The 22,951-nt window shown below is 70.4% G+C and carries 25 protein-coding genes, 1 tRNA gene and 2 pseudogenes; 14 read left to right on the plus strand and 14 right to left on the minus strand.

The genetic code is table 11. The annotated features are described in order from the left end of the window. Positions 1-54: 54 nt before the first annotated feature. Entirely contained in the window at positions 55-486 is a 432-nt protein-coding gene (locus ACGFRG_RS00480) for a tetratricopeptide repeat protein (RefSeq protein ID WP_393259833.1), read from the plus strand. A 153-nt stretch (positions 487-639) separates the two neighbouring features. Here the strand turns inward: ACGFRG_RS00480 and ACGFRG_RS00485 are convergent, their stop codons facing one another. Beyond that, positions 640-1,026 carry a DUF302 domain-containing protein gene (locus ACGFRG_RS00485; RefSeq protein WP_393260778.1) on the minus strand — a complete coding sequence of 129 codons (387 nt, stop codon included), beginning with the start codon at positions 1,024-1,026 and terminating at the stop codon, positions 640-642. A 178-nt stretch (positions 1,027-1,204) separates the two neighbouring features. Between ACGFRG_RS00485 and ACGFRG_RS00490 the strand changes: the two genes are divergently transcribed. Genes ACGFRG_RS00490 through ACGFRG_RS00500 form a run of 3 tightly spaced genes read left to right on the plus strand, consistent with a single transcriptional unit; the run spans position 1,205 to position 3,734 of the window. Then, positions 1,205-2,581, plus strand: a complete 1,377-nt coding sequence (locus tag ACGFRG_RS00490; protein ID WP_393259836.1) for a rhodanese-like domain-containing protein — start codon at positions 1,205-1,207, stop codon at positions 2,579-2,581. 41 nt (positions 2,582-2,622) lie between these two features. Further along, on the plus strand, positions 2,623-2,985 hold the full coding sequence (locus ACGFRG_RS00495; RefSeq protein WP_393259838.1) for a rhodanese-like domain-containing protein: 363 nt from the start codon (positions 2,623-2,625) through the stop codon (positions 2,983-2,985). After that, entirely contained in the window at positions 2,982-3,734 is a 753-nt protein-coding gene (locus tag ACGFRG_RS00500) for a sulfite exporter TauE/SafE family protein (RefSeq protein ID WP_393259841.1), read from the plus strand. The genes ACGFRG_RS00495 and ACGFRG_RS00500 overlap by 4 nt, the downstream gene beginning before the upstream one ends. A gap of 37 nt (positions 3,735-3,771) precedes the next feature. On the opposite strand, the gene ACGFRG_RS00505 is transcribed toward ACGFRG_RS00500, so the two are convergent. Beyond that, complete coding sequence (locus tag ACGFRG_RS00505; protein ID WP_010358257.1) at positions 3,772-4,053, minus strand: metal-sensitive transcriptional regulator; 282 nt, start codon at positions 4,051-4,053, stop codon at positions 3,772-3,774. Between the two features lie 76 nt (positions 4,054-4,129). Between ACGFRG_RS00505 and ACGFRG_RS00510 the strand changes: the two genes are divergently transcribed. From ACGFRG_RS00510 to ACGFRG_RS00520, 3 genes and pseudogenes are all read left to right on the plus strand, one after another. Then, on the plus strand, positions 4,130-4,699 hold the full coding sequence (locus ACGFRG_RS00510) for a rhodanese-like domain-containing protein (protein WP_393259844.1): 570 nt from the start codon (positions 4,130-4,132) through the stop codon (positions 4,697-4,699). Positions 4,700-5,002: 303 nt separating this feature from the next. After that, complete coding sequence (locus ACGFRG_RS00515) at positions 5,003-5,257, plus strand: hypothetical protein (RefSeq protein WP_393259846.1); 255 nt, start codon at positions 5,003-5,005, stop codon at positions 5,255-5,257. A gap of 31 nt (positions 5,258-5,288) precedes the next feature. Continuing rightward, positions 5,289-5,411: pseudogene (locus ACGFRG_RS00520) on the plus strand (SAM-dependent methyltransferase); the annotation flags it as partial. A gap of 294 nt (positions 5,412-5,705) precedes the next feature. Here the strand turns inward: ACGFRG_RS00520 and ACGFRG_RS00525 are convergent. From ACGFRG_RS00525 to ACGFRG_RS00565, 9 genes are all read right to left on the minus strand, one after another. Next, positions 5,706-6,260: a Tn3 family transposase gene (locus ACGFRG_RS00525; RefSeq protein WP_393259849.1), complete on the minus strand. Its 555-nt coding sequence runs from the start codon at positions 6,258-6,260 to the stop codon at positions 5,706-5,708. Between the two features lie 45 nt (positions 6,261-6,305). Next, positions 6,306-6,683, minus strand: a complete 378-nt coding sequence (locus tag ACGFRG_RS00530) for a hypothetical protein (protein WP_086831186.1) — start codon at positions 6,681-6,683, stop codon at positions 6,306-6,308. A gap of 282 nt (positions 6,684-6,965) precedes the next feature. Continuing rightward, a complete protein-coding gene (locus tag ACGFRG_RS00535) occupies positions 6,966-7,391 on the minus strand; it encodes a hypothetical protein (RefSeq protein WP_393259853.1) in 426 nt (141 codons plus the stop codon). After that, entirely contained in the window at positions 7,388-7,603 is a 216-nt protein-coding gene (locus ACGFRG_RS00540) for a hypothetical protein (RefSeq protein ID WP_393259856.1), read from the minus strand. Before ACGFRG_RS00540 ends, ACGFRG_RS00535 begins: the two co-directional genes overlap by 4 nt. After that, entirely contained in the window at positions 7,603-8,028 is a 426-nt protein-coding gene (locus ACGFRG_RS00545) for a hypothetical protein (protein WP_393259858.1), read from the minus strand. Before ACGFRG_RS00545 ends, ACGFRG_RS00540 begins: the two co-directional genes overlap by 1 nt. Positions 8,029-8,072: 44 nt before the next feature. Then, on the minus strand, positions 8,073-9,185 hold the full coding sequence (locus ACGFRG_RS00550; protein ID WP_393259861.1) for an alpha/beta hydrolase family protein: 1,113 nt from the start codon (positions 9,183-9,185) through the stop codon (positions 8,073-8,075). A gap of 587 nt (positions 9,186-9,772) precedes the next feature. Next, the gene (locus ACGFRG_RS00555) at positions 9,773-9,958 is read right to left on the minus strand and encodes a hypothetical protein (RefSeq protein WP_361432442.1); all 186 of its coding nucleotides are present in this window, start codon (positions 9,956-9,958) and stop codon (positions 9,773-9,775) included. A gap of 84 nt (positions 9,959-10,042) precedes the next feature. Beyond that, on the minus strand, positions 10,043-10,558 hold the full coding sequence (locus tag ACGFRG_RS00560) for a putative immunity protein (protein ID WP_393259864.1): 516 nt from the start codon (positions 10,556-10,558) through the stop codon (positions 10,043-10,045). Between the two features lie 416 nt (positions 10,559-10,974). Further along, on the minus strand, positions 10,975-11,364 hold the full coding sequence (locus ACGFRG_RS00565; RefSeq protein WP_393259866.1) for a hypothetical protein: 390 nt from the start codon (positions 11,362-11,364) through the stop codon (positions 10,975-10,977). A gap of 353 nt (positions 11,365-11,717) precedes the next feature. On the opposite strand from ACGFRG_RS00565, the gene ACGFRG_RS00570 reads away from it, so the two are divergent. From ACGFRG_RS00570 to ACGFRG_RS00580, 3 genes and pseudogenes are all read left to right on the plus strand, one after another. Further along, positions 11,718-11,790: transfer RNA gene (locus ACGFRG_RS00570), tRNA-Trp, on the plus strand. A 3-nt stretch (positions 11,791-11,793) separates the two neighbouring features. Then, positions 11,794-14,119, plus strand: a pseudogene (locus ACGFRG_RS00575) (hypothetical protein). 188 nt (positions 14,120-14,307) lie between these two features. Beyond that, entirely contained in the window at positions 14,308-15,996 is a 1,689-nt protein-coding gene (locus ACGFRG_RS00580) for an ISAzo13 family transposase (protein WP_393260781.1), read from the plus strand. 14 nt (positions 15,997-16,010) lie between these two features. Here ACGFRG_RS00580 and ACGFRG_RS00585 read toward each other — a convergent pair whose 3' ends face one another. Then, positions 16,011-16,526 carry an EF-hand domain-containing protein gene (locus ACGFRG_RS00585; protein ID WP_393259869.1) on the minus strand — a complete coding sequence of 172 codons (516 nt, stop codon included), beginning with the start codon at positions 16,524-16,526 and terminating at the stop codon, positions 16,011-16,013. A 245-nt stretch (positions 16,527-16,771) separates the two neighbouring features. Between ACGFRG_RS00585 and ACGFRG_RS00590 the strand changes: the two genes are divergently transcribed. The 3 genes from ACGFRG_RS00590 to ACGFRG_RS00600 all read left to right on the plus strand — a co-directional run bounded on the left by ACGFRG_RS00590 (position 16,772) and on the right by ACGFRG_RS00600 (position 19,021). After that, the gene (locus ACGFRG_RS00590) at positions 16,772-17,299 is read left to right on the plus strand and encodes a hypothetical protein (RefSeq protein ID WP_393259871.1); all 528 of its coding nucleotides are present in this window, start codon (positions 16,772-16,774) and stop codon (positions 17,297-17,299) included. 273 nt (positions 17,300-17,572) lie between these two features. Beyond that, positions 17,573-18,016, plus strand: a complete 444-nt coding sequence (locus ACGFRG_RS00595; RefSeq protein WP_393259873.1) for a GNAT family N-acetyltransferase — start codon at positions 17,573-17,575, stop codon at positions 18,014-18,016. Between the two features lie 90 nt (positions 18,017-18,106). Beyond that, positions 18,107-19,021, plus strand: coding sequence for an IS982 family transposase (locus ACGFRG_RS00600; RefSeq protein WP_393259875.1), 915 nt, complete (start codon positions 18,107-18,109; stop codon positions 19,019-19,021). A gap of 131 nt (positions 19,022-19,152) precedes the next feature. On the opposite strand, the gene ACGFRG_RS00605 is transcribed toward ACGFRG_RS00600, so the two are convergent. Continuing rightward, the gene (locus ACGFRG_RS00605) at positions 19,153-20,103 is read right to left on the minus strand and encodes a MerR family transcriptional regulator (protein ID WP_361432426.1); all 951 of its coding nucleotides are present in this window, start codon (positions 20,101-20,103) and stop codon (positions 19,153-19,155) included. Between the two features lie 141 nt (positions 20,104-20,244). On the opposite strand from ACGFRG_RS00605, the gene ACGFRG_RS00610 reads away from it, so the two are divergent. Further along, positions 20,245-21,774 carry an alpha/beta hydrolase gene (locus ACGFRG_RS00610; protein ID WP_393259877.1) on the plus strand — a complete coding sequence of 510 codons (1,530 nt, stop codon included), beginning with the start codon at positions 20,245-20,247 and terminating at the stop codon, positions 21,772-21,774. 261 nt (positions 21,775-22,035) lie between these two features. Here the strand turns inward: ACGFRG_RS00610 and ACGFRG_RS00615 are convergent, their stop codons facing one another. Then, complete coding sequence (locus tag ACGFRG_RS00615; protein WP_393259879.1) at positions 22,036-22,794, minus strand: nuclear transport factor 2 family protein; 759 nt, start codon at positions 22,792-22,794, stop codon at positions 22,036-22,038. Between the last annotated feature and the right edge of the window lie 157 nt (positions 22,795-22,951).

Genomic DNA, 22,951 nt, shown 5'->3' on the forward strand with positions numbered 1-22,951 from the left:
CGTGCTGCGGCACTCTACGGCCGGCTCGGTGACGCCCAGGGCGAGGGCGAAGCGGTGTTCTGGATCGGCACCTTCCACCAGGTGGTACGCGACGACAACGAAGCCGCCCTACCGTGCTTCACACGCGCCCTCGACCTCGCCACCCGGGCCAATGACCGGCTGACCATGTCCTACGCCCTGCGACACATCGGCTTCGTCGACCACATGGCCGGGCGCCTCGACGAGGCCCGTGCGCACTTCGAGGAGTCCATGCGCCTGCGCCGGGAATTGGGATTCCTGCCCGGAGTCGCAGCAAACCTGATCGGACTGGCCTACCTCGCCGCGCAACAAGAACGACGCGACGACGCAGGGGCACTGCTCGAAGAAGCAGCAGAACTAGCCGAAAGCACCATGTCCCACGGTGTCCTGCGCTGGATAGCGGAGGCCCGCGAAGAACTCAGCCTGCCACGAGAGAACCAACCCGAAGCAATGACGCGGAAGGCTTGATCGGGCGTCAGATCCACCGCAGAAGCGCCTGCGGAAAAGTGATCGGCTCCGGGGCTCTCGCAGAACTCTCGTAACTGTTCATTTGCGAGAGGCACACACTCGCCCTCTCATCGTCGGAGGTTTGCCTGGGGTCGCCGGCCGGGCGTGAGTGGGTCAGGTGAGGGACCTCAGGGCGGCGTCCAGCCGGGCCGTGGCGTCGGTGGCGACTGGCTCCAGGGTGGGCAGGCCGGTGAGGGTGACCATGGTGCCTGGGTCGAGGGCCTGGACGAGCGTGGTTTCGCCGTCGCGGCGGACCACGACGTTGCAGGGCAGGAGTAGGCCGATGCTGCGGTCGGCTTCCAGGGCCTGGCGGGCGAGCGGCGGGTTGCAGGCGCCGAGGATCAGGTAGTCCTCCATGTCGTGGCCGAGCTTGGCCTTGAGAGTGGCCTTGACGTCGATCTCGGTGAGGACGCCGAAGCCCTGATCGGCCAGGGCCTTGCGTACGGCGGTGACGGCGGTGTCGAAGTCGGAGTCGAGGCGGATGGTGCGGTCGTAGGACACGGACACTCCCGGATAGTGCGGAACGACTGATTTCTCTATACCCCACCGGGTACCCGCCGGGCGTCAGGCGAAGCCTTGCGGGGGCGCTTCCCGACTCTGGAATACCCCCCCGGGTATAGCTGTTAGGGTGAGTGTCAGATACCCCCCGGGGTACATCGTCCGAGAGGAGTCATGAGCCGTGTTCTTCGTCGACACCCTGGAGTTCGAGGGCCTGGGCAATCGCAGTTACCTGGCCGGCGGACACAGTGCCGCGGTGGTCATAGACCCGCCGCGGGACATCGACCAGGTCATTGCCGCAGCGGCCCGCCGTGGGGTGCGTATCGCTTTCGTGGCCGAGACCCATGTGCACAACGACTACGTCACCGGCGGTCTGGAGCTGGCCCGCGTCACCGGCGCCCGGTACCTGGTGCCGGCCGGGGCGCACGTGTCGTTCGCCCGCACCCCCGTCGCCGACGGCGACACCGTGACGGTTGATGAGGGGCTGGTGCTGCGCGCGATCGCCACTCCCGGGCACACCCCGCACCACACCTCCTACGCCCTGACCGAGGACGGGCGCGGTGTGGCGGCGTTCACCGGCGGATCGCTCCTGATCGGCACCGTGGGCCGCCCTGACCTGGTCGAGCCGCGGTTGACCGAACAGTTGGCCCGCGCCCAGTACGCCTCCGCCCATCGGCTGGCCGACGAGCTGGACGACGAGGTTCCGGTGCTACCCACCCACGGCTTCGGCAGCTTCTGTTCCTCCTCCCAGGCCGAGGGGGACGCGACCACGATCGGCACGGAGCGCGAGACCAATGACGCGCTGACCCTGGACGTGGACACTTTCGTCGCCCAGATGCTCGCCGGGCTGGACGACGTGCCCGCCTACTACGCGCACATGGGCCCGGCCAACGCCGAGGGCCCTGCGCCGGTCGACCTCACCCCGCCGAGGCGTGCGGACGCCGAGGAGATCGCCTCCCGGCTGGCCGCGGGTGAGTGGGTGGTGGACCTGCGCAGCCGTATGGCCTTCGCCGAGGGGCACGTGGCCGGGTCGTTCAACTTCGAGGGCGAGGGCAAGCTCGCCACGTACCTGGCCTGGCTGATCCCGTGGGGCAAGCCCGTCACCCTGCTCGCCGACACTCGCGAGCAGATCGCCGCCGCGCAGAGGGAGCTGGCGCGGGTGGGTATCGACCGCCCGGCTTCCGCCGCCACCGGTGACCCGGCCGGCTGGGTCCGTGAGGGCGAGCAGCTCGCCTCCTTTCCCCGCGCCCGCTTCGCCGACCTCGCCGATGTCCGTGAGCGCGGCGACGACGTGGTCGTCCTGGACGTGCGCCGGGATGCGGAGCGTGTGGGCGGCTACATCGAGGGCTCGGCCCACATCCCGATCCATGAGCTGCACGGCCGTATCGGCGAGGTGCCGGACGGGACGGTCTGGGTCCACTGCGCCGGCGGGATGCGCGCGGCGATCGCCGCCTCCCTGCTGGATGCCGCCGGCCGCGACGTGGTCGCCATCGACGACGGCTTCGACGCCGCCACCGAGGGGGGACTGACCCTCACCCGCCCCGACCGCACCGACTGACACGCCCCTTCCGCACCACCCCGCATGAAAGTGATCAAACGATGTTCTCGCTGCTCCGCCGCGGCCCCGGCCGCCTCACCCCCCAGCAGGCCCAGCAGCAGACCAGTGACGGCACCGCCGTTCTGGTGGACGTACGCGAAACACCGGAGTGGAACGCCGGGCACGCGTCCGGCGCGCTGCACCTGCCGCTTTCCCGTCTGGTGGCAGGCGCGTCGCTCCCGGCAGCCGCGCAGGGCAGGCCAGTGGTGGCGATCTGCCGCTCCGGTCACCGCTCCCGGCAGGCCGCCAAGCTGCTGACTGGACGCGGCGTTCAAGCCACGGACGTCACCGGCGGCATGACCGCCTGGGCGCGTGAGGGTCTGCCGGTCACCGGTCGGGGCGGCAGCGGCGGTGTCATAGCGTGAGTGCTCTGATCCTGGCCCTGATCTCGGGGGCGGTGGTCGGGCTCGCGCTCGGCGCGCTCGGCGGGGGCGGCAGCGTCCTGGCGGTGCCGGCGCTGATCTACCTGCTCGGCTTCACACCGGCCGCCGCAACCACCGCCAGTCTGATCATCGTCACGGCCACCTCGCTCACGGCCCTGTACGCCCACGCCCGCAACGGCAACGTCCGCTGGAAAGCCGGCGCCCTGTTCGCGGCGGCCGGACTCCTGCCCGCAGCCGCAGCAGGAGCCGCGGCATCCCGCCTCCCCCAGCCAGTACTGACCGCCGCGTTCGCTGCCATCGCCGCACTCGCCGCCGTCAAGATGCTGCGCCCCAGCCGCACCGCCACCGGCCCGGCAGCCAGCGAAGCAAGGCCCGCCAAGGCCGCCGGAACCGGCGCGGGACTGGGCGCACTGACCGGTCTGCTCGGGGTCGGCGGAGGCTTCCTCGCCGTCCCGGCCCTGGTCACCGTGCTGGCATTCGAGATGCAGGCCGCCGTAGGCACCAGCCTGCTGGTCATCTCGGCGAACTCCCTGGCCTCGCTGGCCACCCGCGGCGCCACCACCGCCGGCGTCAACTGGGCGGTGATCGGCCCCTTCACCGGGGCGGCGATCCTGGGCGCCTGGGACGGCAAACGCCTGGCCGCCAAAGTCACCGGCACGCTGCTGCAGCGCACCTTCGCCGTCGTGCTGCTAGCCGTGGCCGCCTTCATGCTCGTCGACGCCCTCACCTGACAAGCCAGGCGGGCGATCGGGGCCGCGGCACCACGGCTCAAGCCAGAGACAGGAACAGCTTCTCCAGCCGGGTGCGCATCTGCTCCCGATCCCCGGAGGCGGCCATATCCGCGTCGGTCAGGCAGTGCTGCAGCCCGGTAGCGATGATCGCGAAACCCGCCTTGTCCAAAGCCCGGGACGCCGCGGCGAGCTGAGTGACGACGTCCTCGCAGTCCCGCCCCTCCTCGATCATCTTGATCACCCCGGCGATCTGACCCTGCGCCCGGCGCAGCCGGTTGACCACCGTCTTCAGTTCCTCAGCCGCCATCGCCAGTTCCACGACCCACACTCCTTCGAGATACCCCCGCGGGTATCCTACCGAAGGGGAAACGCCAACCGAGCAAAGGAAAATCCCCGTGGCACCCACCACCGCCCTCACCGCCGACCAGGCCAACGCCCGCCTCCACGAGCTGACCGTCATCGACGTGCGCACCCCCGGCGAAGACGCCTCCGGTCACCTGCCCGGCGCCCACAACATCCCCCTCGACCACCTCGATACGGCCCTGCCCGCCCTGAAGACTGCCGCGGACCGCGGCGACCTCCTCCTCATCGTGTGCGCCTCCGGCGCCCGCTCCGCCCAAGCTTGCCGGCGCCTGGCCGACCAGGGCATCACCGCCGCCGCCCTCACCGGCGGCACCACCGCCTGGACGCAGCTCGGCCACGACACCCACCGACCGGCCGGCACCCGCGCCCCCTGGGCCATGGACCGCCAAGTCCGCCTCGCCGCCGGATCCCTCGTCCTGACCGGCCTGATCGCCGGACAGCGCTGGAACGCGGCCCGCCGGCTCTCCGCGGGCGTCGCGGGCGGCTTGGTCTTCTCCGCCCTCACCAACACCTGCGGCTTGGCCAAGATCCTCGCCAAACTCCCCCACAACCAGCCCAAGGCCACCGACCTGGACGACACCCTCGCGGCCCTGACCGGCTGATCCCTGGCCGCAAGGCAGCCGCCCCAGGCAAGCGGCGACAGCCTGCGATCCATCGCCCGTGAACTCCGCCTCAGCCGCGGCACCGTCCTGCGCTTCGCCCGCACCGCCGATGTCGAGCAGCTCCTCGCGGCGGCAACCATCCGCCCCCAACTTCTTCGCCTGTTGCAGGGGCCGGGCGGCCGAAGCAGGCCACGACCAGGGCCAGACCGAGGACGGACCGCTTGCCGGGGAAGTACGGCGGCAGGATGACCGCAGCGGCGGAGGGTGGGCGCATCTCACCGATGCGGCCTGAGCACGCCGGTTTTGACGACCTTCGGGGAAATCGACGAAGACGAGTACAAACGACGGCTCGCGCTGCTGGGCCCTGACGGGAAGATCAACGAGGCGAGCAGCCTGGGCGAGGCATCCCGCGGCTGCGGAGCGGGCGAGGGGAACGGCATCGCCCCTGGCGCGCTGGCATGGACCACGCTGACGCTGCGTCCCGGGCGCTATGAACTGGTGTGCAATCTCCCCGGCCACTACCTCGCCGGGATGTACACCGACGTCACCAGCAGGTAGCACTCCCAGCAGCACGGGCGACCGTTAGCGCGTGCTGTCCGCGCACGACGAGGCGGGCCGGCCAGGGCCGGAGACGTTCACCCTGCACGTCTACGACGGCGGACAGCACCTGCGGCACCCGCACCTGCCCGGCCTGCCGCTGCCGAGGCCCTGACGGACCCGCACGACTCCAGGCGCCCGGCGGGAGGGTGACGGCCCCGCCAGGCGCCTGGCCTTGTGTGTCTCAGCCGCTCCCGGCCTCGCACATGCGCGTGCAGCGTCCGCGGGCGGTGCCAGGGCCCTCACGACGCGCCCGCCGGACGGGCAGCGTCCTCGGCCGCCCGGTACGGGCCGGGAATCACGGCGGACAGCGGCAGTGCCAGACGCTTGTCCATGTCCAGGCGGAATCTGCCGTACGGGTTGATGTTCGACCAGAACAGGGCGGTCAGAGCCCGCCGGTCCTCATCGGTCAGCTTGTCCGCCCACTCCGGCTCGGCCAGGACCTGTTGCAGCAGCAGGGTGTTACGTGCACCAGCGCGGACTGGAGCAGGTGCAGGGCGAGCATGGAGGTCTCGGCGTGCTCCTTGTCGGCGCCGGTCAGCGCACCGTCCTTCCCGTAGTGGATGACGGTGTTCGCGCTGTTCCAGTTCTCCACCACCTGAAGGCCGCTGTGGATCTCGCGGCGCAGGTCGGGGCTGGCCAGGTAGTCGCGGGCGAAGGCGGTCCGCACCGCCCGGCCGAGTTCTTCCAGGGCCTGGTAGGTGGGGTGCTTGGGGCCGCCTCGGGTGAAGCGGCGCAGGACCTGCTCGGCCTCCGCGGTCCCCAAGCGCAGGGCGGTGTACTTGACCATCTGGTCGTACTGCTGGGCGATCAGGTCCCACTTGATCGAGCGGGTCAGCGAGCCGCCCAGGGCCGGCCAGCCGGGCGGTTCGCCGTCCAGCCGGTACAGCCGAATGCTGCCGATGTTCTTCAACCGAGGCAGCAGCCGGAAGTTCAGCAGCTCGGTGAAGGCGAACCCGACCACCGAGGCCCCGTGGGTGTCGACGTAGTTGGACTCGTAGAGGATGACTCAGGAGGCGAACGGCTCGATCTCCCCCGCGAAGACGATGACCTGGTCGATGAGGCTCCGTCGCAGATGGACGACATCCGTTCCCGCCAGGCGGGGGCCTCCATCAGGCGTGGTGAAGACCCACTGGTACCGGGCCCATTCGTCAGGCATGTCCACCGCTGAGCAGCGCACCATCGTGCCGGTCCCCGCCGGGTGGCGTCGGATGTCCAGCACGAACCGCTCGACCGCCCCGATTCCTTCACTGCGACCCAACGGCCCCCAGAAGACCACGTCTGAGGTCAGGGCCTGGGAAAGCAGGGCAGTCACATAGCTGTCGTCCGAGGCGTTGAACGCGGAGATGAACGTGTCGATCGCGGAACGTGCGGTCTCTTCCTGCATGCCTCAGTAATACCAGGAGTTGGCGTGCGCTCGTCCCACGAGCCGCCTTCCGATCACGGTGTACCTTCCCGGTCACAGCACTAGCCAGCATGAGCGACAACCGTCGTTCCTGTTGGTGTGTTCGTGCAGCTTGCTCCCGAGGGACGTTGCTGGAGCGGCTGCGTCAGCGGCGCTGGCGCATCACGTTGGTGTGGGCCGACGGCGGCTACACCGAAGACCGTACAGACCCACTTCCAGGCCCGACGTTCGGCCGGGGCCGCCGCGCTGCGAGCCGACGGGCGGTCAAAGACGCAGCAGGACACGGGCGTTCGCGGAGCCGATGCGGTGCTCGACCTCCGGCGGGAGGGCGGTCCGCTCCAGGGTGGCGACCGCGGCCCCAGTCCTCTCGCAGGGGTATACGACGGCGAAGAGCACCGCCTCCGGGCCGAGCAGGTGCACCAGTGCCTCGACCGTGGCCGGCGAGGGCACGCCGCTGGTGGTGGCCAGCACGTTGCTGTCGAAGTACTGCGACGGGCGGCGCAGCAGCGGCGTCGGGACGCTCAGCGTGGCGTACCGGGAGTCGAACCGGGACAGCTGGAACGGCAGGAACTCCCCCCCCGTGGCCGAGGACCATCCGGGCCTCCGGGTGGCGGTCGAAGACCCGGAGAGCACGATCCGCATGGCGTGCCCGCCTGTCGTCGCCTGCCGGCTCCACAGCGCGCCGTTCATCTCCGGGTGCCCGGGCGGGGCCCAGACAGCACGTGCCAGGAGTCGGCGGGTGGCATGCCCGGGTGCAGGTAGAGCGGCACGCCGAGCTCGACCAGGGCGGCCCAGACGGCGTCGAAGGCGGGGTCCATGCCGTCCGGCACCGGGAACGGGGGGCAGCGCTCGGCGAGGCTCGGGATCGCGATGGCCTCCTCGATCGCGATGTAACCCGCCATCACGCGCCCGCCGTCGAGACGAGGATGTCGGCTCCGGCCGTGGGCAGTTCGGCCTCGTTCAGCATGAGCGCGACGACGGTGGCGCGGGAGACGTGCGGCGGCAGCAGCGGCTTGGGGTACTGCGCCAGGGGTACGTTCCGACGGGCCGCGTTGAGCTCGCCGACCCACAGGTCGAGCGCGTGGAAGACGGTGACGCCCCCGGCCGGCACGATCGTGTCGGCCGCTCCCTTCTCCGCCGACTCCTTGCCGACGAACATCCTCATCACGCTCTGGTAGATCCCGCCGCCGGCGCCGGTCGTGGCGCCCGAACCGAGCGCCCCGAGCCAGAGCGTACGGACCGGCAGGCCCGCCAGCAGCCGCGCACCGGCGAGCAGAGTGCCCGGGCCTGGCGGTGGGTTCTCACCGCGGGCCGGGCCCCGGTGCATCCAAGGTTCGCGGCGCCGGCCCGGAGCCGCGGGTGTGCCGCACCTCAGCCAGGGTGGGCACGGAAGGGGGTGCAGGGGCCGGGTGTGCGTCCTGCGTGGGTGCTGAGGAAGGCGAGGAGGTCGCAGATGGACCGGCCGAGGACTTGGTCGTGGTCCGCACCGGGATAGGTGCGGGCGGAGATCGAGGGCGAGCCGAGGCGGCGCAGGTTGTTCACCACAGCGGCGGTCCAGACGGGTGGTACATCGTGGTCGTCCTGGCCTTGAATGACCAGGACCGGGCTGGGGATGGCGGTGCGGTCGGGGTCTCCGTAGGCGCCCATCTGTGCGCCGATCCGGGCGAGCTGGCCGGTGCTCAGCGGCAGGGCCCGCTCGGTGTCGAGGTGGCTGAGCTCCGGGTATCCGGCTGTCTGACATCGGGCGAGGACCCGGGCGGCGAGGTCGGCAGTCGGGGTCCCGAGGAGCGACGGCAGGGTACGGGACGGGTCCGTGGCGGTCAGACCGGCCAGTGCGTAGAACGCGAAGGACAGCTCGCTGGGCACGTGCGAGGCTTTGACGCCCGGCAGCATCGCTTCCAGGTGGCTGGCCGGGGCAATGGCGACCGTACCCGCCAGGCGGGTGGCGCCTCGGCCGGGAGCCTGGGCGGCGAACAGCGCGGCCTGCCCGCCCTGGGAGTGCCCGACCGCGAACCAGACGTTCCCCAGGCCGGGCAGGAGGTGGCGGGCGGCGGTGACGATGTCCACGACCGCGTTGCCTTCGTCCGCGCCCACCAGGTAGGTGTGCATGCCGGGGGTGCCCAGGCCGGGATAGTCCGAAGCGGTCACCGCGTAGCCGGCCCGCAGGAGTGCGCGCAGCTCCCTGGCGTAGACATCGGACCCCAGGTTCGTCATGTGCGAGGGTGCGCAGGAGTCGGCAACGCCAGTGGTGCCGTGTGCCCAGGACACCACCGGCCACCCGCCGCGCGGCGGTGCGCCGGGCGGGAGGAGGACCGTTCCGCTGACGGGGATGTCGACTCGGTGAGCGTTCACCGAGTGGTAGAGCAGGGTCCAGTGTCGGGCGCCACCGAACCGGGTGTCGGTGCCGTGGTCGGTTGCGGCGATCAGCGTGCCGGGGGGACGCTCCGGCAGCGGCTGCGGCACCCGGTACATGTCATCGGCCACTGACACCTGTGGCGGTGCGGGCATGTCAGAGGTCGCACTCGCAGCCGCGTTCGCGGCCCCGGACGGCTCCCCTGCGCAACCGCCCACCGCCATGACGAGCACGGCCGTGACTGCCACCACGACCGGCTTCCCGGCAAGGAACACCGCCCTCGCGGCTGAGCGACGCGACGAGAGAAGCAGAGTGCTCGGCGTCTGCACGGCGACCGTCCCTTCGCAGTAACCGACTGCGTTCACCGTGGCATCCACTGCATCGGAGTGCACTCGCGACGCCGCTATCGGAGGGGTCAAGGTCCGGCCTCGACATCGACTGGCGGAGGCACTCCGGCCGCTGAACCACCCCTGCCTCGCCCGAGGTCACCAAGCCCGCGAACTCGCCTTCGCCGTCCTGCTGGCCGCCGGAGCGGGAGGACTCGCCCTCGCCCTCGGCCTCGCCGAACGCCGCCGCACCTTCGCCATCGCCACAGCGCTCGAAGCGAGCACGCGCCAGCTGGCCAGCTCGGCCATGCGTCCACCGGGCGGCGCCATCTCGACCGGGCTGTCTCCACGGTGCGGGACCAGCAGCACCGCACGCCCCGCCACCTGCACCTTCACCGGGCTTCCACCACGGCGGCCTCCGCCTCGGCCCGATCCTGCTCGGCCAGCCTCAGCAAGGCCCGCTCGGCGATCACCAACTCCTCCCGCTCCGCATCGACTTCCCGAAGCCGCTTGCCCAGCTCCTCGGCGAGCGCGTCCAGCTCGCTCCGGCGGGCTGTGATCCGCTCCAGCTGCGACATCCCCGCCCCCTTCCTGGCCCGGCGGCGTATCCGCACGGCGACGGGTCGTAGACGGACCCCTACGGCACGCGCAGCAGAATCCACTCAGCAGTCGAACACCGACCAGCAGATGTCGTTACGCAACCTCTGGTCATCAAGTACGAGCTCACGGATCGCCTCCGGAAGCTGATCGCGCTGCCACTGGCACTCCAGTCGTCCCGCGGCCTCACCTTCGTCTTTCGGTGCCGCCGCACGTGCGGCCTTGATCGCGTAGGCGGCCGCGCCGAGCTCGTGAGCGGCGACATGCGCGACGGCCCCGGCCTGGCCTGCCGCATACGCGGCATGCCGTGCTGCCCCACGCAGGTCTCTGGCTGCCCCCATCGCATGGCCGCCCGCCGCACGAGCCTGCATCATCGTGACCTCGCCACGCACCCAGGCCCGGGCGTGCTCGATCGCCTGGCGCGGTCGCGGGTCCCCAGGCTGAGCCGACTCGAACAGGCCAAGGACGTGCTCTGCACACGAGGCAGCCCATAGAGCGAGGAGACGGTGATCCGCATCATTGAGAGTCCCACCACGGCGGATCGTCACGAAGCGCGGGTCCCGGACCTGCGGGAGGATCACGACGTGCACTCCCTCCTGCGCGCATCGGCACCACTCATGCGGTGTGCCTCGGTGGCTGGTCAGCCGCCTGGCACGGGGGAATGATCCAGAGTGCTGGCCAGACCCTAAGCAAGTAGAGCAGAGCCCGAGAACCACTCCAGCCCGAGGGCCAGAGTCAGCAGGCCACCTCGGTCACCCGCATCGGCGACCTGACACACCTGCCCGCCAACAGCACCGCCACCGTAGAAGTGAGGGGGCAGCGGCCGACGCCGTGGCCCACAACTCCCGGGGACCGGCGGTCAGTATCAAGGCCTACTTCTCCCGATGGGCCCCACGGCACGAGGACGTGTCCGACCTGGCCGCGACGATTTTGGGTGAGTGGAGCGGCCCGCGTGTGACGTTCACGAGCCTGGCGTCCCGGCGACGCGTCGCAGCACTTACTCGACTTCGATGGTGATCCGGTCGGCGGACGGGAGCCGGGTGGGCATGGCATCCCCGAACCAGGCGTATTCGATGCCGGAGAGGTACCCGCCGGCGACCCAGACCAGGATCTCCCCCTCCAGGAGAAGATCGTCCCCGGGCAGTCCCTGGACCACGGCGACCGCGGGTGCCGGGCCGTTCACAGCGTCGGCGGCGGGCACGGCTGCCGGGGTCGGCTGGATGTCGACACTGACCGAGTCCTCGGCCCACTGCGCGACGACTTCACAGGCATCGAGCTGAGCCTTCAGCCCGTCCGCACCAGGAAACCTGGCAGAGAGAACCTTCTCCAGCACGGCCCGCTCGTCGCTGTTCAGTTTCCTCGGGGTGACCGGGACGGGTGGGGCCATGTCCTCTTCCTGAAACGCTCGGGATACGAGTGCTCAGTACTGCCATAGACGCCGCACTGAGTCCCGGATACGCCCATTCTGCACGAACTGTCCATCCTTGCTTGTTCTGTGTCTCAGGCTTCCGGGCCCCGGCCAGGGAGCGACCGCGGCCCTGATCGAGGCACACGTGAACATCCGCCGGTTCGGGGCGGTGCGCTCACCGACATCACCCCCTCCCCTCAACTACTCGCAGTGCGCTTCACGGCCCGGCCTTGTTCCGTCCGTACGGCCCCCCGTCGGCGTGGGACGTGGGACCGATACGCGAGAAATCACGTTGTACGGCTGCTGAGGTGGCGTCTAGGGTCGGGAAACCACGACGTGTAGCTCAGCAGCCAGAGCACCGGGCTCCAGACCCGGAGGGCGCAGGGGCGGAACCTGCCACGTCGGCTTATGAACGACGACGCTGATCAGCAGCTTCCGACCGCGTCCGCCTCCTATGCGCAGGCCGAGTTGGCCAAGGCCTTCGTCACCGCGCTGACCCACGCCGACGCCGGGACCAGGCAACGCGGCGAGGACCGGGTCCGCGGCTGGCGCGCGGTGCTGTCGGGCATGGCGAACGGCCGCCTGAACGTGGGCTCGCGCACCCCCGTGGCTGATCTGCCCGCCTGGGTGACCCCCGAGGTCCTGCGCGGCGGGTTCGCCACCGGGGCCGCGAGCGCCGGGGGCCCGCTCCAGGCGTACGAGATCGAAGCGGCGCGCACAGCCGGTGTGCCCGCCGAACGGCGCGCGCTGTTCGAGCACTGCCTCAGCGAGCCCGGCCTCGCCCGACTGGACGCACTCCTCGTCAGCGGACGCTACGAGGTGACCGTCCCCGAAGAGGCCGCGCTGCTCACCGTGGCCTGGCTGGTACGGGCCGGCGATGTGAACGCGGCGGTCGAACTCGTCGGCACCATCGAGCCGTTCGCGGACCGACTGCGCTTCACTCCTCGCCCCTGCGACGCACCCGCGTCCGACCCTCTGTCCGTACACCGGCGAACCGTCGCCGAAGCGGGCGCGAGCCTGGCGCGGCGGCGGCCCAACGCGGCCGTCGAGACCCAGCGCGAGGCCCTGGCGATCTGGCAGCCGTTCGGCGACGCACTGCTCGCACACTGGCTGGAGACCGCCGGGGACGGCCGGGTCCTCGACCGCACCCCGGACGCCGACTGGAACCGACGCGGCACCGAACTCCTGGACGGGTACCGGACGTTGGCCACCGAGCACACCCGCTGCACCAAGCACCGCAAACCCAAGGAGAACCTCGCCATTCTGCGCGGCGCCCTGGAGGAGAGCGTCGCCGGGCGTCCCCTCGACGCGCGAAGGCTCGGCCTGCTGCGGCATGCCGTCGACTCCATGGTGCGCCGCCGCGGACTGCCCGGCTCGGACCGGCACCACGCGCTGCGCGAGCAGCAGGCGGCCCACGCCGCGCTTCCCTCCCACCACGCACTCGCCCAACTGGTCCTGCGCCGGCTCTCCGAACTGCCCCAGGACGTGGGCGCGGGCGACACCGCACCGCTGGTCGCGCCGGTGACCGAACACGAACACCAGGAGACCGGGCTGCCCACGGGCGCGCCCGTCCCCGCGGCCCTGCGCCATGTGGTGGAGGCTTCCGCCAGCGCCCCCATCGGCGTGCTCGTCGAGCGCGGCGTCGTACCCTCGGCCGAGGTCCTCGCCGAACTCGTCCCGCAGTTGGTCGCCGCCACCACCGCGCAGGCGTACGCCGACAGGACGCTGCGCACCCTGGCCGCCGCCCACTACCGGGCCTTCCGCAATCGCCGCTCGCTGCTCCTGCTCAATCTGGAGCGACAGGTACGGGTCGAAGAGCTGCCCTGGATACGGGCGTTGGCCGCGCAGCGCCGCGAAGGGGCGGCCGAGGAGTCCGCCCACACCACCCTGCGCCAGCTCGGCGAACTGGCCGTGCAGGGCTTCCCCGGCACGATCCTGCCCAATCCGCTGATCCGCGAACTCGCCGTGCTCGCCCGACAGGCCGAGCTCGGCGCACCGCTGGTCGAGGAGCTGGCCGCCGACATCTTCATGGGCACCTTCACCCCCAAGTTCCTCACCGCGGCGCGGGTCGCGGGCGAGTTGCTCGCCGGGACCCTGTACGAGCGCTATTACGGCATCGACTACGCGGGCATCCGCAACCTCGCGGTCCTGGAGGCAGGTGAGGGCCTGCTGCGCGGGGGCGGTGCCCGGACGTCGCCCGGCTTCGCCGAGCTGTGCGCGGCACGGGCCGGGACGACGGGCAACGACTGGTCGGTGGCCGCCAACGGCAAGGTGATCGAGCAGGCCCAGATCCTGACCACGCACAACCTGGCCACCCTGGTCCACCGCGTAGGCGTCGCACCGGCACCCGGCTGGGACGACCTGGCGCGGCGTGCGTTCCGCACCGTGTGCCGTCTGATGGCCCGGATAGAAGGCAACCCCCGGCCGCTGAGCACCATCAAGGACGCGGCGTACGCATGGCGCCAGACGCTGTTCTACCTCTCGCTGTGCCCGCCCGATGCCCAACGGGCCTTCCTGGCCCGGCTGGAGGAGGAGACGGCACGCCACCCGTCCCACGTGGCCGCACGCCTCTCACCGGCCCTGGCAGGCCTGCGCCTCGTGGCCCGACGGCGGATCCTTCGCGACGGACGGTACGCAGAGCGGCACCGTGGACGGCGCGCCCAAGACGCCCGTACCCCGCCGCTTCCTGGGCTGGACGACGGGACGGCACTGGATGCGCGACGAACCGAGCTGAGTGCTGTGGAGGTGACCGACCCGGTTCACCGTACTGAAGCAGGCGTTGGCCAAGGGCATGGAGTGATCCTCCGGACGAACCTGAGCGTCCCAGCATCTTCAGCCTCGCGGACCTCATTGTGAAACGACCTGTTAGGGAGTGCAGATCTTTAACTCGTGGCTTTCCGCTCGGTGGTTCGTTGGTCTGATGTGAGTGGGTTGGAAGAGCAACGCGCCGTGTTGGCAGCCAAGTTCGGGGCGATTCTGCCGCATCTGGACGAGCGGCAGCGTCGTTTGTTGATAGGGGTGGAAGCCCGGTTCTTGGGTCACGGTGGGATCAAAGCTGTTGCCCGTGCCGCCGGTGTCTGTGAAGCCACTGTGTCTGCCGGCATGCGGGAACTTGGCTCCGGAGAGGCCCCGTTGGGACGCATCCGCCGGCCCGGCGGTGGCCGTAAACGCGTCGTCGACCAGAACCCGGCCGTGAGGGAGGCACTCCTCGCACTGGTCGAGCCCGACGTCCGCGGAGATCCGATGTCGCCGCTGCGCTGGACCACCAAATCCACCCGCAAGCTCGCCGAGCAACTGACCCGGCAGGGCCACAGGATCTCCGCGGACACGGTCGGCGACGTGCTGCGCGAGGAGGGCTTCAGCCTGCAGAGCAACGCCAAGACCCTGGAAGGCAAGCAACACCCCGACCGGGAAGCCCAGTTCCACTACCTCAACGAACAGGCCCGCGACCACCAGGACAGCGGGGCACCGGTGGTCAGTGTGGACACCAAGAAGAAGGAACTGGTCGGCCCCTTCAAGAACAACGGCCGGGAATGGGAACCGAAGGGCAAGCCCGTCCGAGTCGACACCCACGACTTCCCCGACCGCGAGCTCGGCCGAGCGGTGCCCTACGGCATCTACGACGTCGCCGCGAACACCGGCTGGGTCAATGTGGGCACCGACCACGACACCGCTGCGTTCGCCGTCGAGTCGATCCGGCGCTGGTGGAACGGCGCCGGGCGGGCGGCCTATCCAACGGCCAGCCAGCTGCTGATCACCGCCGATGCGGGCGGCTCCAACGGGTATCGCACCCGCACCTGGAAGACCGAACTCGCCCGATTCGCCACCGAGACCGGCCTGACGATCACCGTCTGCCACCTGCCTCCCGGCACATCGAAGTGGAACCGGATCGAGCACCGACTGTTCTCCGACATCACCATGAACTGGCGCGGCAGGCCCCTGACCAGCCACGAAGTCATCGTCGAGAGCATCGCCGCGACCACCACCAAGACGGGCCTGACGGTGCATGCTGAACTCGACACCACCAAGTACCCCACGGGCATTCAGGTCAGCGACGATGAGATCGCCGCCCTTCCCCTCACCCGGCACCGCTTCCACGGCGACTGGAACTACACCCTCCACCCCCGGCATCCGCCGGAAGCAACGATCAACGGGACGGCAGACCAGCCGTCGGCGAACAACCCGCATCCCCTGCCGACACGTGCACTGCACGAACCCGAACTCACCGGCATGACCCACCAAGAGCTCAGCGAGCTGACCAGTGCGCTGATTCCCGAACTGGAACTACAGCGTGAACAGACACTCCGCGCGATTCGTGGTCACGAGCGCCTGGTAGCTCCCGGCACGGGCGCAAAAGCCAAGCTCACCCCATCTGACCGAATCCTGGCCACCGTGCTCCACCTGCGCAAACTCGCCACGGTGAACCTCCTCGGGCAACTCTTCAACGTCTCCGCCGTGACCATCAGCCGCGCCACCCAAGAAGTCCGCCCGCTCTTGGAAGCGCACGGCCACCACATCACCCCCTCCACCGCCAGGTTCCGCACCCCAGCCGACATCGCGACATACCTCGCTTCCGGCCCCAACCAAAGCAAGATCAAGACAGCGAGTTAAAGATCTGCACGCCCTTAGTACAGGGCGTCGCCCATCGGTGAGGAGTCGCCGACGACATAGGCTCGGATCGCCGCCAGGTAGGCGTCGCGGGTGACGCGGCCGTCGCGATCGGTGTCGAGTGCGTTGAACGCGGCCTCGGCATTGTCCGGCGGGTTGTTGAGCGCGGTGCGCAGGGTGGTGAACTCGGCCTTGTCCAGGGCGCCGTCGCCGTCGGTGTCGGCGAGGTCGAAGAGCGCGCCGAGGGCGAAGCGGCAGATGTGGTCGAACTTGTCGCCGTCGACCCAGGCGTCGTATTCGTCGAAGGTCAGCAGGCCGTCCCCGTTGGCGTCCATCGCCGCCCAGGCCTTGCGTCCCTCCGCACGGGCGGCGACGACCAGCGGGTCGTCCTGCGGGCGCCCCGTCGCCGTGACCGTCCGCTCGATGCGGGAAAGGTAGTCGTCTGCCGTGATCACGCTGTCGCCGTCCGCGTCCATCATGGCGAAGACGCGCCTCGTGGGCGTAGCGGCAGCTGTGGTGGTCGTGCGGTCCACTCGAATCTCCTCATGGTCGGCGAGGGCCGGTCCGGGCCTTTTTACCCCGGCGTGCTGCGCCACCCCGGCGAACTACGCCAACGGAGGACATCCGGCGGGAGCGGCAGTGCGCGAGGGAGGCGTGCGATGAGAGATACACGCGGGAGGCGTGCTCCGGCGCGCCTCCGTGACGAATACGGCCGGGCGGCGTTGAAGAGGCAGGAACAGTACGGAAGTCGGAAAAACTGGAGGATTGCGTGTTCGGAATGCGCGGTACGGCTGTGACGCTGGGGGCTCTGGCGCTGATGGGCGCGTCGCTGGTGTGGTCGCCCGCCGGTCAGGCCTCGGCTGGTTGGCATGGGGCCTTCACCTGTACGGGTAACGCCATGGCCCGCTACGCCCCGCCGCTCACCCTGCTGCCCCGGCCCACCCGCACCCACGCGGACGTGCGCTACACGTGCGGCACCAGCCCCGGCCGCACCCTGGCAGCCACCGGCTCCTTCGACTCGGCCTCGGCCCTGGCGTCCTGTGTCTCGGTCGCGGGCGGAGGCGGCGTGGAAACCGTCCGGTACGCCGACGGCGGACGGTCGGTGATCGTCATCGAGAACGCCACCACGGCCCGGGTCGCGGGCGTCCTGGTCGTCCTGCAATCAGGCCGGGTCACCGAAGGACGCAGCGCGGGACATCCGGTACGGCGGACCGTGACCGCCCTGCCCCGCCAACTGCCCACCGACTGCCTCACCACCGGCCTGACCGGCGCCGACAGCAACGTCCAGCTGGAAATCCTGCCGTAAACGCCCCGCACCCAGGAACGGCTGGCCGGGTGCGGGTACCAGCCAGTCGGCCGCGGTAGACCGCGAGTTGTCCCTCCGGGTCGGCCGGGACGCGGGGAGCCGGTACGCCTAGATGAATGATGCCAAGGGGGTTCTAGCGCGCATGACAGGAGCCGCAGCATGGGGGGTGAAGGCCGTGCCGCGTGAGTAGTTCGACGATTCGGGGTTCGTGTCCTGCCGTGCGGTGGACGAATCCGGTTGACGGCTCGCAGGGTGAGCGGATTTTCTGCTGCGATGTCCAAACTCAGCTTCGCGCAGCCAGTAGACGACGCCATGCTCGCCGACTGGCAGCACGTACACAACGTGATCATCCCGGCTGATGTCCTGTCACTCGATGAGGTGCGCGAGCGCGCCGGGCGCAACCACCTGGAGGTTGCGTACCTCGAAGGCGAGCCGGTGGGCTGCATGACCGTACGCCCACCCACCAGCGACAGCCCGTCCACCGTCACCGTGATCGCCCGCATCCTCCCCGCCCACCGCCGCCAGGGCTTCGGCGAGCAGCTCTACCGGCGCGGACTGGATCATGCCCGCGCACTGGGCGCCACCGTCATCGAGACCGTCGTCCTGGCTTCCAACGAGGACGGCCTGCGCTTCGCCGAGGCCCACGGCTTCGTCGAAACCGACCGCTACGTCCTCCCGGGCGACGCCATCGCCTACATCGACCTGCGGCTCGCCTGACCAGTCGGTCCCAGGGGCACGGACAGGTTCGAGGACGACAGTTCCCGCAGGGCGCGCATGCCATGAAGCGAGGGAGCCCAAAGATCGGTTGTGACGCCAGACCTGGACTCCCTCGCCACCGCACTCTATGTGACAACCGACGACCTGCTGACGGAATCGCCGCACCTGGCCCCCTGGCGGCCCGAGATCGGCATCGAGCCGCGGCTCAGCGATGCCGAACTGGTCACCCTCGCGGTGATGCAGGCTCTGCTCGGCTTTACCTCCGAGCGCCGCTGGATCCGTTACGCCAGCTCCCATCTGCGGCACTTGTTCCCGTACTTGCCTGGGCAGTCCGGCTACAACAGGCGGCTGCGCAAGGCCGCCGACCTGATCGCCCGCGTCAACCGGCTGCTGGCCGCCAGCACCAGTCTGTGGACGGACAACGTCTGGGTGGTCGACTCCACCCCGATCGAGTGCGGCCGCTCCCGCGAGACGGTCAAACCCTCCGACCTGGCCGGATGGGCCGAGTACGGATACTGCGCCAGCCATTCGCGGTTCTTCTGGGGCCTGCGACTGCACTTGGTTTGCACCCTGCACGGCTTGCCCGTTGCGTTCGCGCTGACCGGTGCCAAGGCCGACGAGCGCACCACGCTGTTGGACATTCTGGATGCCGAGTCCGACCTGGTGGGCGCCCGTCCCGGCCAGACCCTGATCGGGGACAAGAACTACTTTGGCGCCTCGTTTGAGCGTGAGCTCGCCGAGTTGGAGATCCGGCTCCTACGTCCGGCCCGCAAAGGCGAGGCCCAGCGGGCCGGATCGCAGCTGTTCAAGCCGTTGCGGCAGGTCATCGAGTCGGTCAACGACACATTCAAGGGCCAGCTTGATCTCGAACGACACGACGGCCGCACACCCGGCGGCGTCATGGTCCGCGTCCTACAGCGAATCCTTGCGCTGACCGCCGCGATCTGGCACAACGACCAGGCCAGCCAGCCCGTCATGCGTTCCCTCACAGCGTATGACCACTGAACCCCTTGGCATCAGTCATCTAGGCGTGCATATCGAGAATGTGCTGGTCACAGCCACTCTTCCTGACCGCCTGCCACGAAGGCGGCCGCCGCTGCCTCCTCGGCGCTACCCGCCCGCCCCTTCCCCAGGGATCAGGCAGCCTCTTCGGCTCCCTGGGCGGTCAGCGCCGCGAGCAGCCAGTCGTGGGCCGCTCCGGGGGTGGGCACCGGTCGGCCTCCCTGGGGGCCGGTCACCTCGGCCACCAGTTCCCAGTACCTGTCGATCCGCGGATCCGAGGTGAGCCACGAGCCCAGCGAGCGACGGAATTCCGGTGTGTCGCGCGTGTTCTGTGAGGACGCGTACGCCTCGACGAAGCACTCCAGCGCCTCCCCCGCACGCGGCGCCCTCCCCCGCCGCAGCTGTGCGCCCGCCAGTTCGTACGCCTCGGCCAGCCCCGCGTACAGCACTTCGGGGCGGAAGTCCGCGCAAGAGGTGTGTACCGCCGGCTGGCACGGCACACCCGCGATGCAGGGCTGCGTCACGAACGCGTTGAGCCGGGCGAAGGCCAGCACCTGCGCGGGCGCCGGATCGTCGGGCGGCGCCGGGACCGCCACATCCAGGAACGCCGACCGGGCGCGGGCCGACATCCGCGGCGGCAGCCAGGCTCGCCAGAAACGCACCAGTGGGTCCGTGCTCGGCGGGGCGGCCACCGCGCCCAGCAGTCGCAACCGGTCGGCACGCTCCTGCGGCGCGCACTCCTGGACCAGCCGCAAGCCCGCCTCGCGCCACCGCAACACCCTTATGTTCTCGCCCAGTTCCCGCAGCTGCCCCGCGACGGCCGCCTCCAGCGCCTGCCCGCCCGTGCCGTCGTCCTGGTCGAGGATCCGCCGCACCTCGGGCACCGGCAGGTCGAGCGCGCGCAGTGAGCGGATCAGCCGCAGCTGGTCGAGCGCGGCCGGGCCGTACCGGCGGTGCCCTCCCGAGCTGCGGGCAGCCTCCGGCAACAGGCCGCGGTCGGAGTAGAAGCGGACTGTCTTGACGGTGACGCCGGCGTGCTCGGCGAGTTCGCCGATGCTCCACAGGCCGTCGGGGGACAACGACACTTGAACCTCCCTCAGGGGGAGTTCCTACCGTACCGGTGAGCGCGGACGGCCGATCAAGGACAACGGGGGTGCCGTCCGCGCGCAGTCCGCGCGGGGACCGCCACACACGGGGGTTTCCGGCCAGAAGGAGAGGAAGATGCCATGACCGCATTCATCCTGGTGTCCGGTGTGTTCACCGGCGGTCACGTGTGGGGGGAGACGGCCGCGCGGCTCACCGCCGCAGGCGCCCAGGCGCATGTGGTGACGCTCACCGGGCTCGGTGAGCGCCGGACGGCAGCGGGCCCCGGCACCGACCTGGAGACGCACATCGCCGACGTCCTCGCGGCGATCGACGCCGTCGGCGCGGACCAGAGCCTCGTACTCGTCGGCCACGACTACGGCATCCATCCCGTGCTCGGCGCCGCCGACCGGCGTGCCGAGCGCGTCGGGCGGGTGGTCTACGTCGACGCCGGCATGCCGGGCGACGGCGTTCCCGCTCTGGCCGCGGTTCCCGACCAGGCACTGCGCGAGGAGTTGACGCGGCTCGCCGAGCAGGGCGGCGAGGCAGCTGCCGGGCTGCTCCCGGCACCGACCAGCGCCGCCGAGTGGCAGCGGTGGGGCAGCACCGCCGGGGTCGCCGAGCAGGCACTGGAACAGCTGACCCACCTCGCGGCGCCGCAACCGCTCGGCACCCTCCTCCAGCCGCTCCGTCTGACGGGCGCGGTCGCGACCGTACCGACCAGCGCCGTGCTCTGCAACGGCAACGGGGTGGGCATCCAGATGATCCAGAACCTGGCGAACCTCGGCCACACCGCCTTCCAGGCCCTCGCCGACGCGCAGGTGTCGTTCTTCGAACTGCCCACCGGGCACTGGCCGATGCTCTCCTGCCCCGCCGAACTGACGGGCGCGCTGCTGGCCGCGGCCGACGGCCAGGGCCACCGGCTGTCCGCCGCCAGCGCCGAAGGCTCCACCCACCTGCGGCCCTTTGCGCTGGAGGTGGGGGACATACCGCGCGAACGGAAGGCGAACGTCGACCTGTACGTGCCACAGACCACCGGCGCCGCCCCGCTGCCTGCGGTCCTGTTCGTCCACGGCGGCCCGGTACCCGCCGACGCCCTGCCCACCCCGCGGGACTGGCCGACGTTCACCGGGTACGCCGGCCTCGTGGCCGGTGAGGGCGTGGTGGGCGCCGTGCTCGACCACCGGCTGCACGACCTCGCCGACTATCCGCTCGCCGCGCAGGATGTCGCGGCGGCAGTCGACTTGCTGCGGGAGGACCCTCGGGTCGACGCGGACCGTATCGCCCTGTGGTTCTTCTCGGGCGGCGCACTGCTCAGCGCGCCCTGGCTGGACGCTCCCCCGGCATGGCTGCGCTGTCTGGCCGCCACCTACCCGGTCATGGCGCCGCTGCCGAACTGGGGGCTGGGCCGGAGCGGGTTCCGCCCGGTGGAGGCGGTGCGTGGGGCGAACGGTCTGCCGATCGTGCTGACGCGAGTGGGTCTGGAGATGGCCGAGCTCGCGGCGACCGTTGCGGAGTTCCTGGCCGCGGCCGAGGACTGCGGGGCCGACGTGGAGGTGATCGACGTCCCGAACGGCCACCACGGATTCGAGTCACGCGACCCCGACGACGGGTCACGCAAGGCGATCCGCCATGCCGTGCGCTCGGTCGTTGCCCACCTGATGAAGGCCTGACGGCGCCACGGGCGCACGCCCGCAGCACCGGGCGCCCAAGAAGATCCGAGAGCGCCGGGGAGCCTTCCGCGGATCCGGGTACCAGCATGCGTCGGGCGGGGCAGTGTCCGCGACCGTGGCCGGGCCGACGACGGTCGCGTGGTGCAGCCCGGTGCCGTCGGGCGAGTACGTGCTGTGGAAGACGACGCCGTTGTCGACGCTGAACCGGAAGGTCTTGCCCCGTAGGACCCGCTGCTCACCGTGTGCTCGTTCTCCGGCTGCTCAGAACAGACCGTTGCCGTGCGGGAGCTTGTCCGGGACGGGAGCGACGACGTCCCAGTGCTCGACGATCTTTCCGTCGGCGACACGGAACAGATCCCAGTAGGCGACCGGCGTGCCGAACTCGCCCTCGGACTGCAGCAGCACGAAGTCGCCCTCGGCCACGACCTTGTGCACGGTCTTGTAGACGAGTTTCTTGCCCTGCTCTGCCCACTTCGCGGCCACGGCCCCGAAGCCGTCCAGCCCGTCGGCGGCCTCCGGGTTGTGCTGGAGATAGGTGTCGGCGGAGATGTAGTCGGTCAGCACCGAGTAGTCGGCGCCCTTCAGCACCTTCTCGGCGAACTCCAGGACGAGCTTGCGGTTGGCCTCAGTCTTGTCGAGGTCGGTGACCTCGGTGGGGCCGTCGGTCTGCGAGCGGCCGGAGGCCGTCTCCGCGACGAGCGGGGTCAATGCGTCCCAGTCCTCCGCCAGCCTGCCGTCGGCGTCCACGCGGAACAGGTCGAAGGCCACCAGCGGCTGGGGCCCGAAGCCGTAGTAGGTGCCGTGCAGCGCCACCAGATCCTTATCGGCGATCACCCGCGCGCCCTCGTAGCGGAAGCCCGAAGGCAGCCCCGCCACCAGCTGTCGCAGTGCGTCCGGGCCGTCGGCCGCCAGACTGCTGTGCTGGCGGTAGGCGGCGGACACCCAGCGGTCCACCGCACTCGGGTCCTTGTCCCCGAACAGTTCCCCCGCCGCCTCGACGACAGTGTCCTTGCTGCTCACGCCGTGACTCCGATCTGCGCATGCCAGGGACACACGGTGCGTCACCCGTACACCCACTGTCGCCGTACACCCTCTCCGGCGCACGGCGGACAGGGCGTAGCGAACGGGACACGGTCGAGCGATCGAGTGATGGGGCACCGCAACCCCGCCCGAGGAG

Source organism: Streptomyces sp. NPDC048696 (assembly GCF_043198895.1).
In the GTDB taxonomy this organism is placed as follows: domain Bacteria; phylum Actinomycetota; class Actinomycetes; order Streptomycetales; family Streptomycetaceae; genus Streptomyces.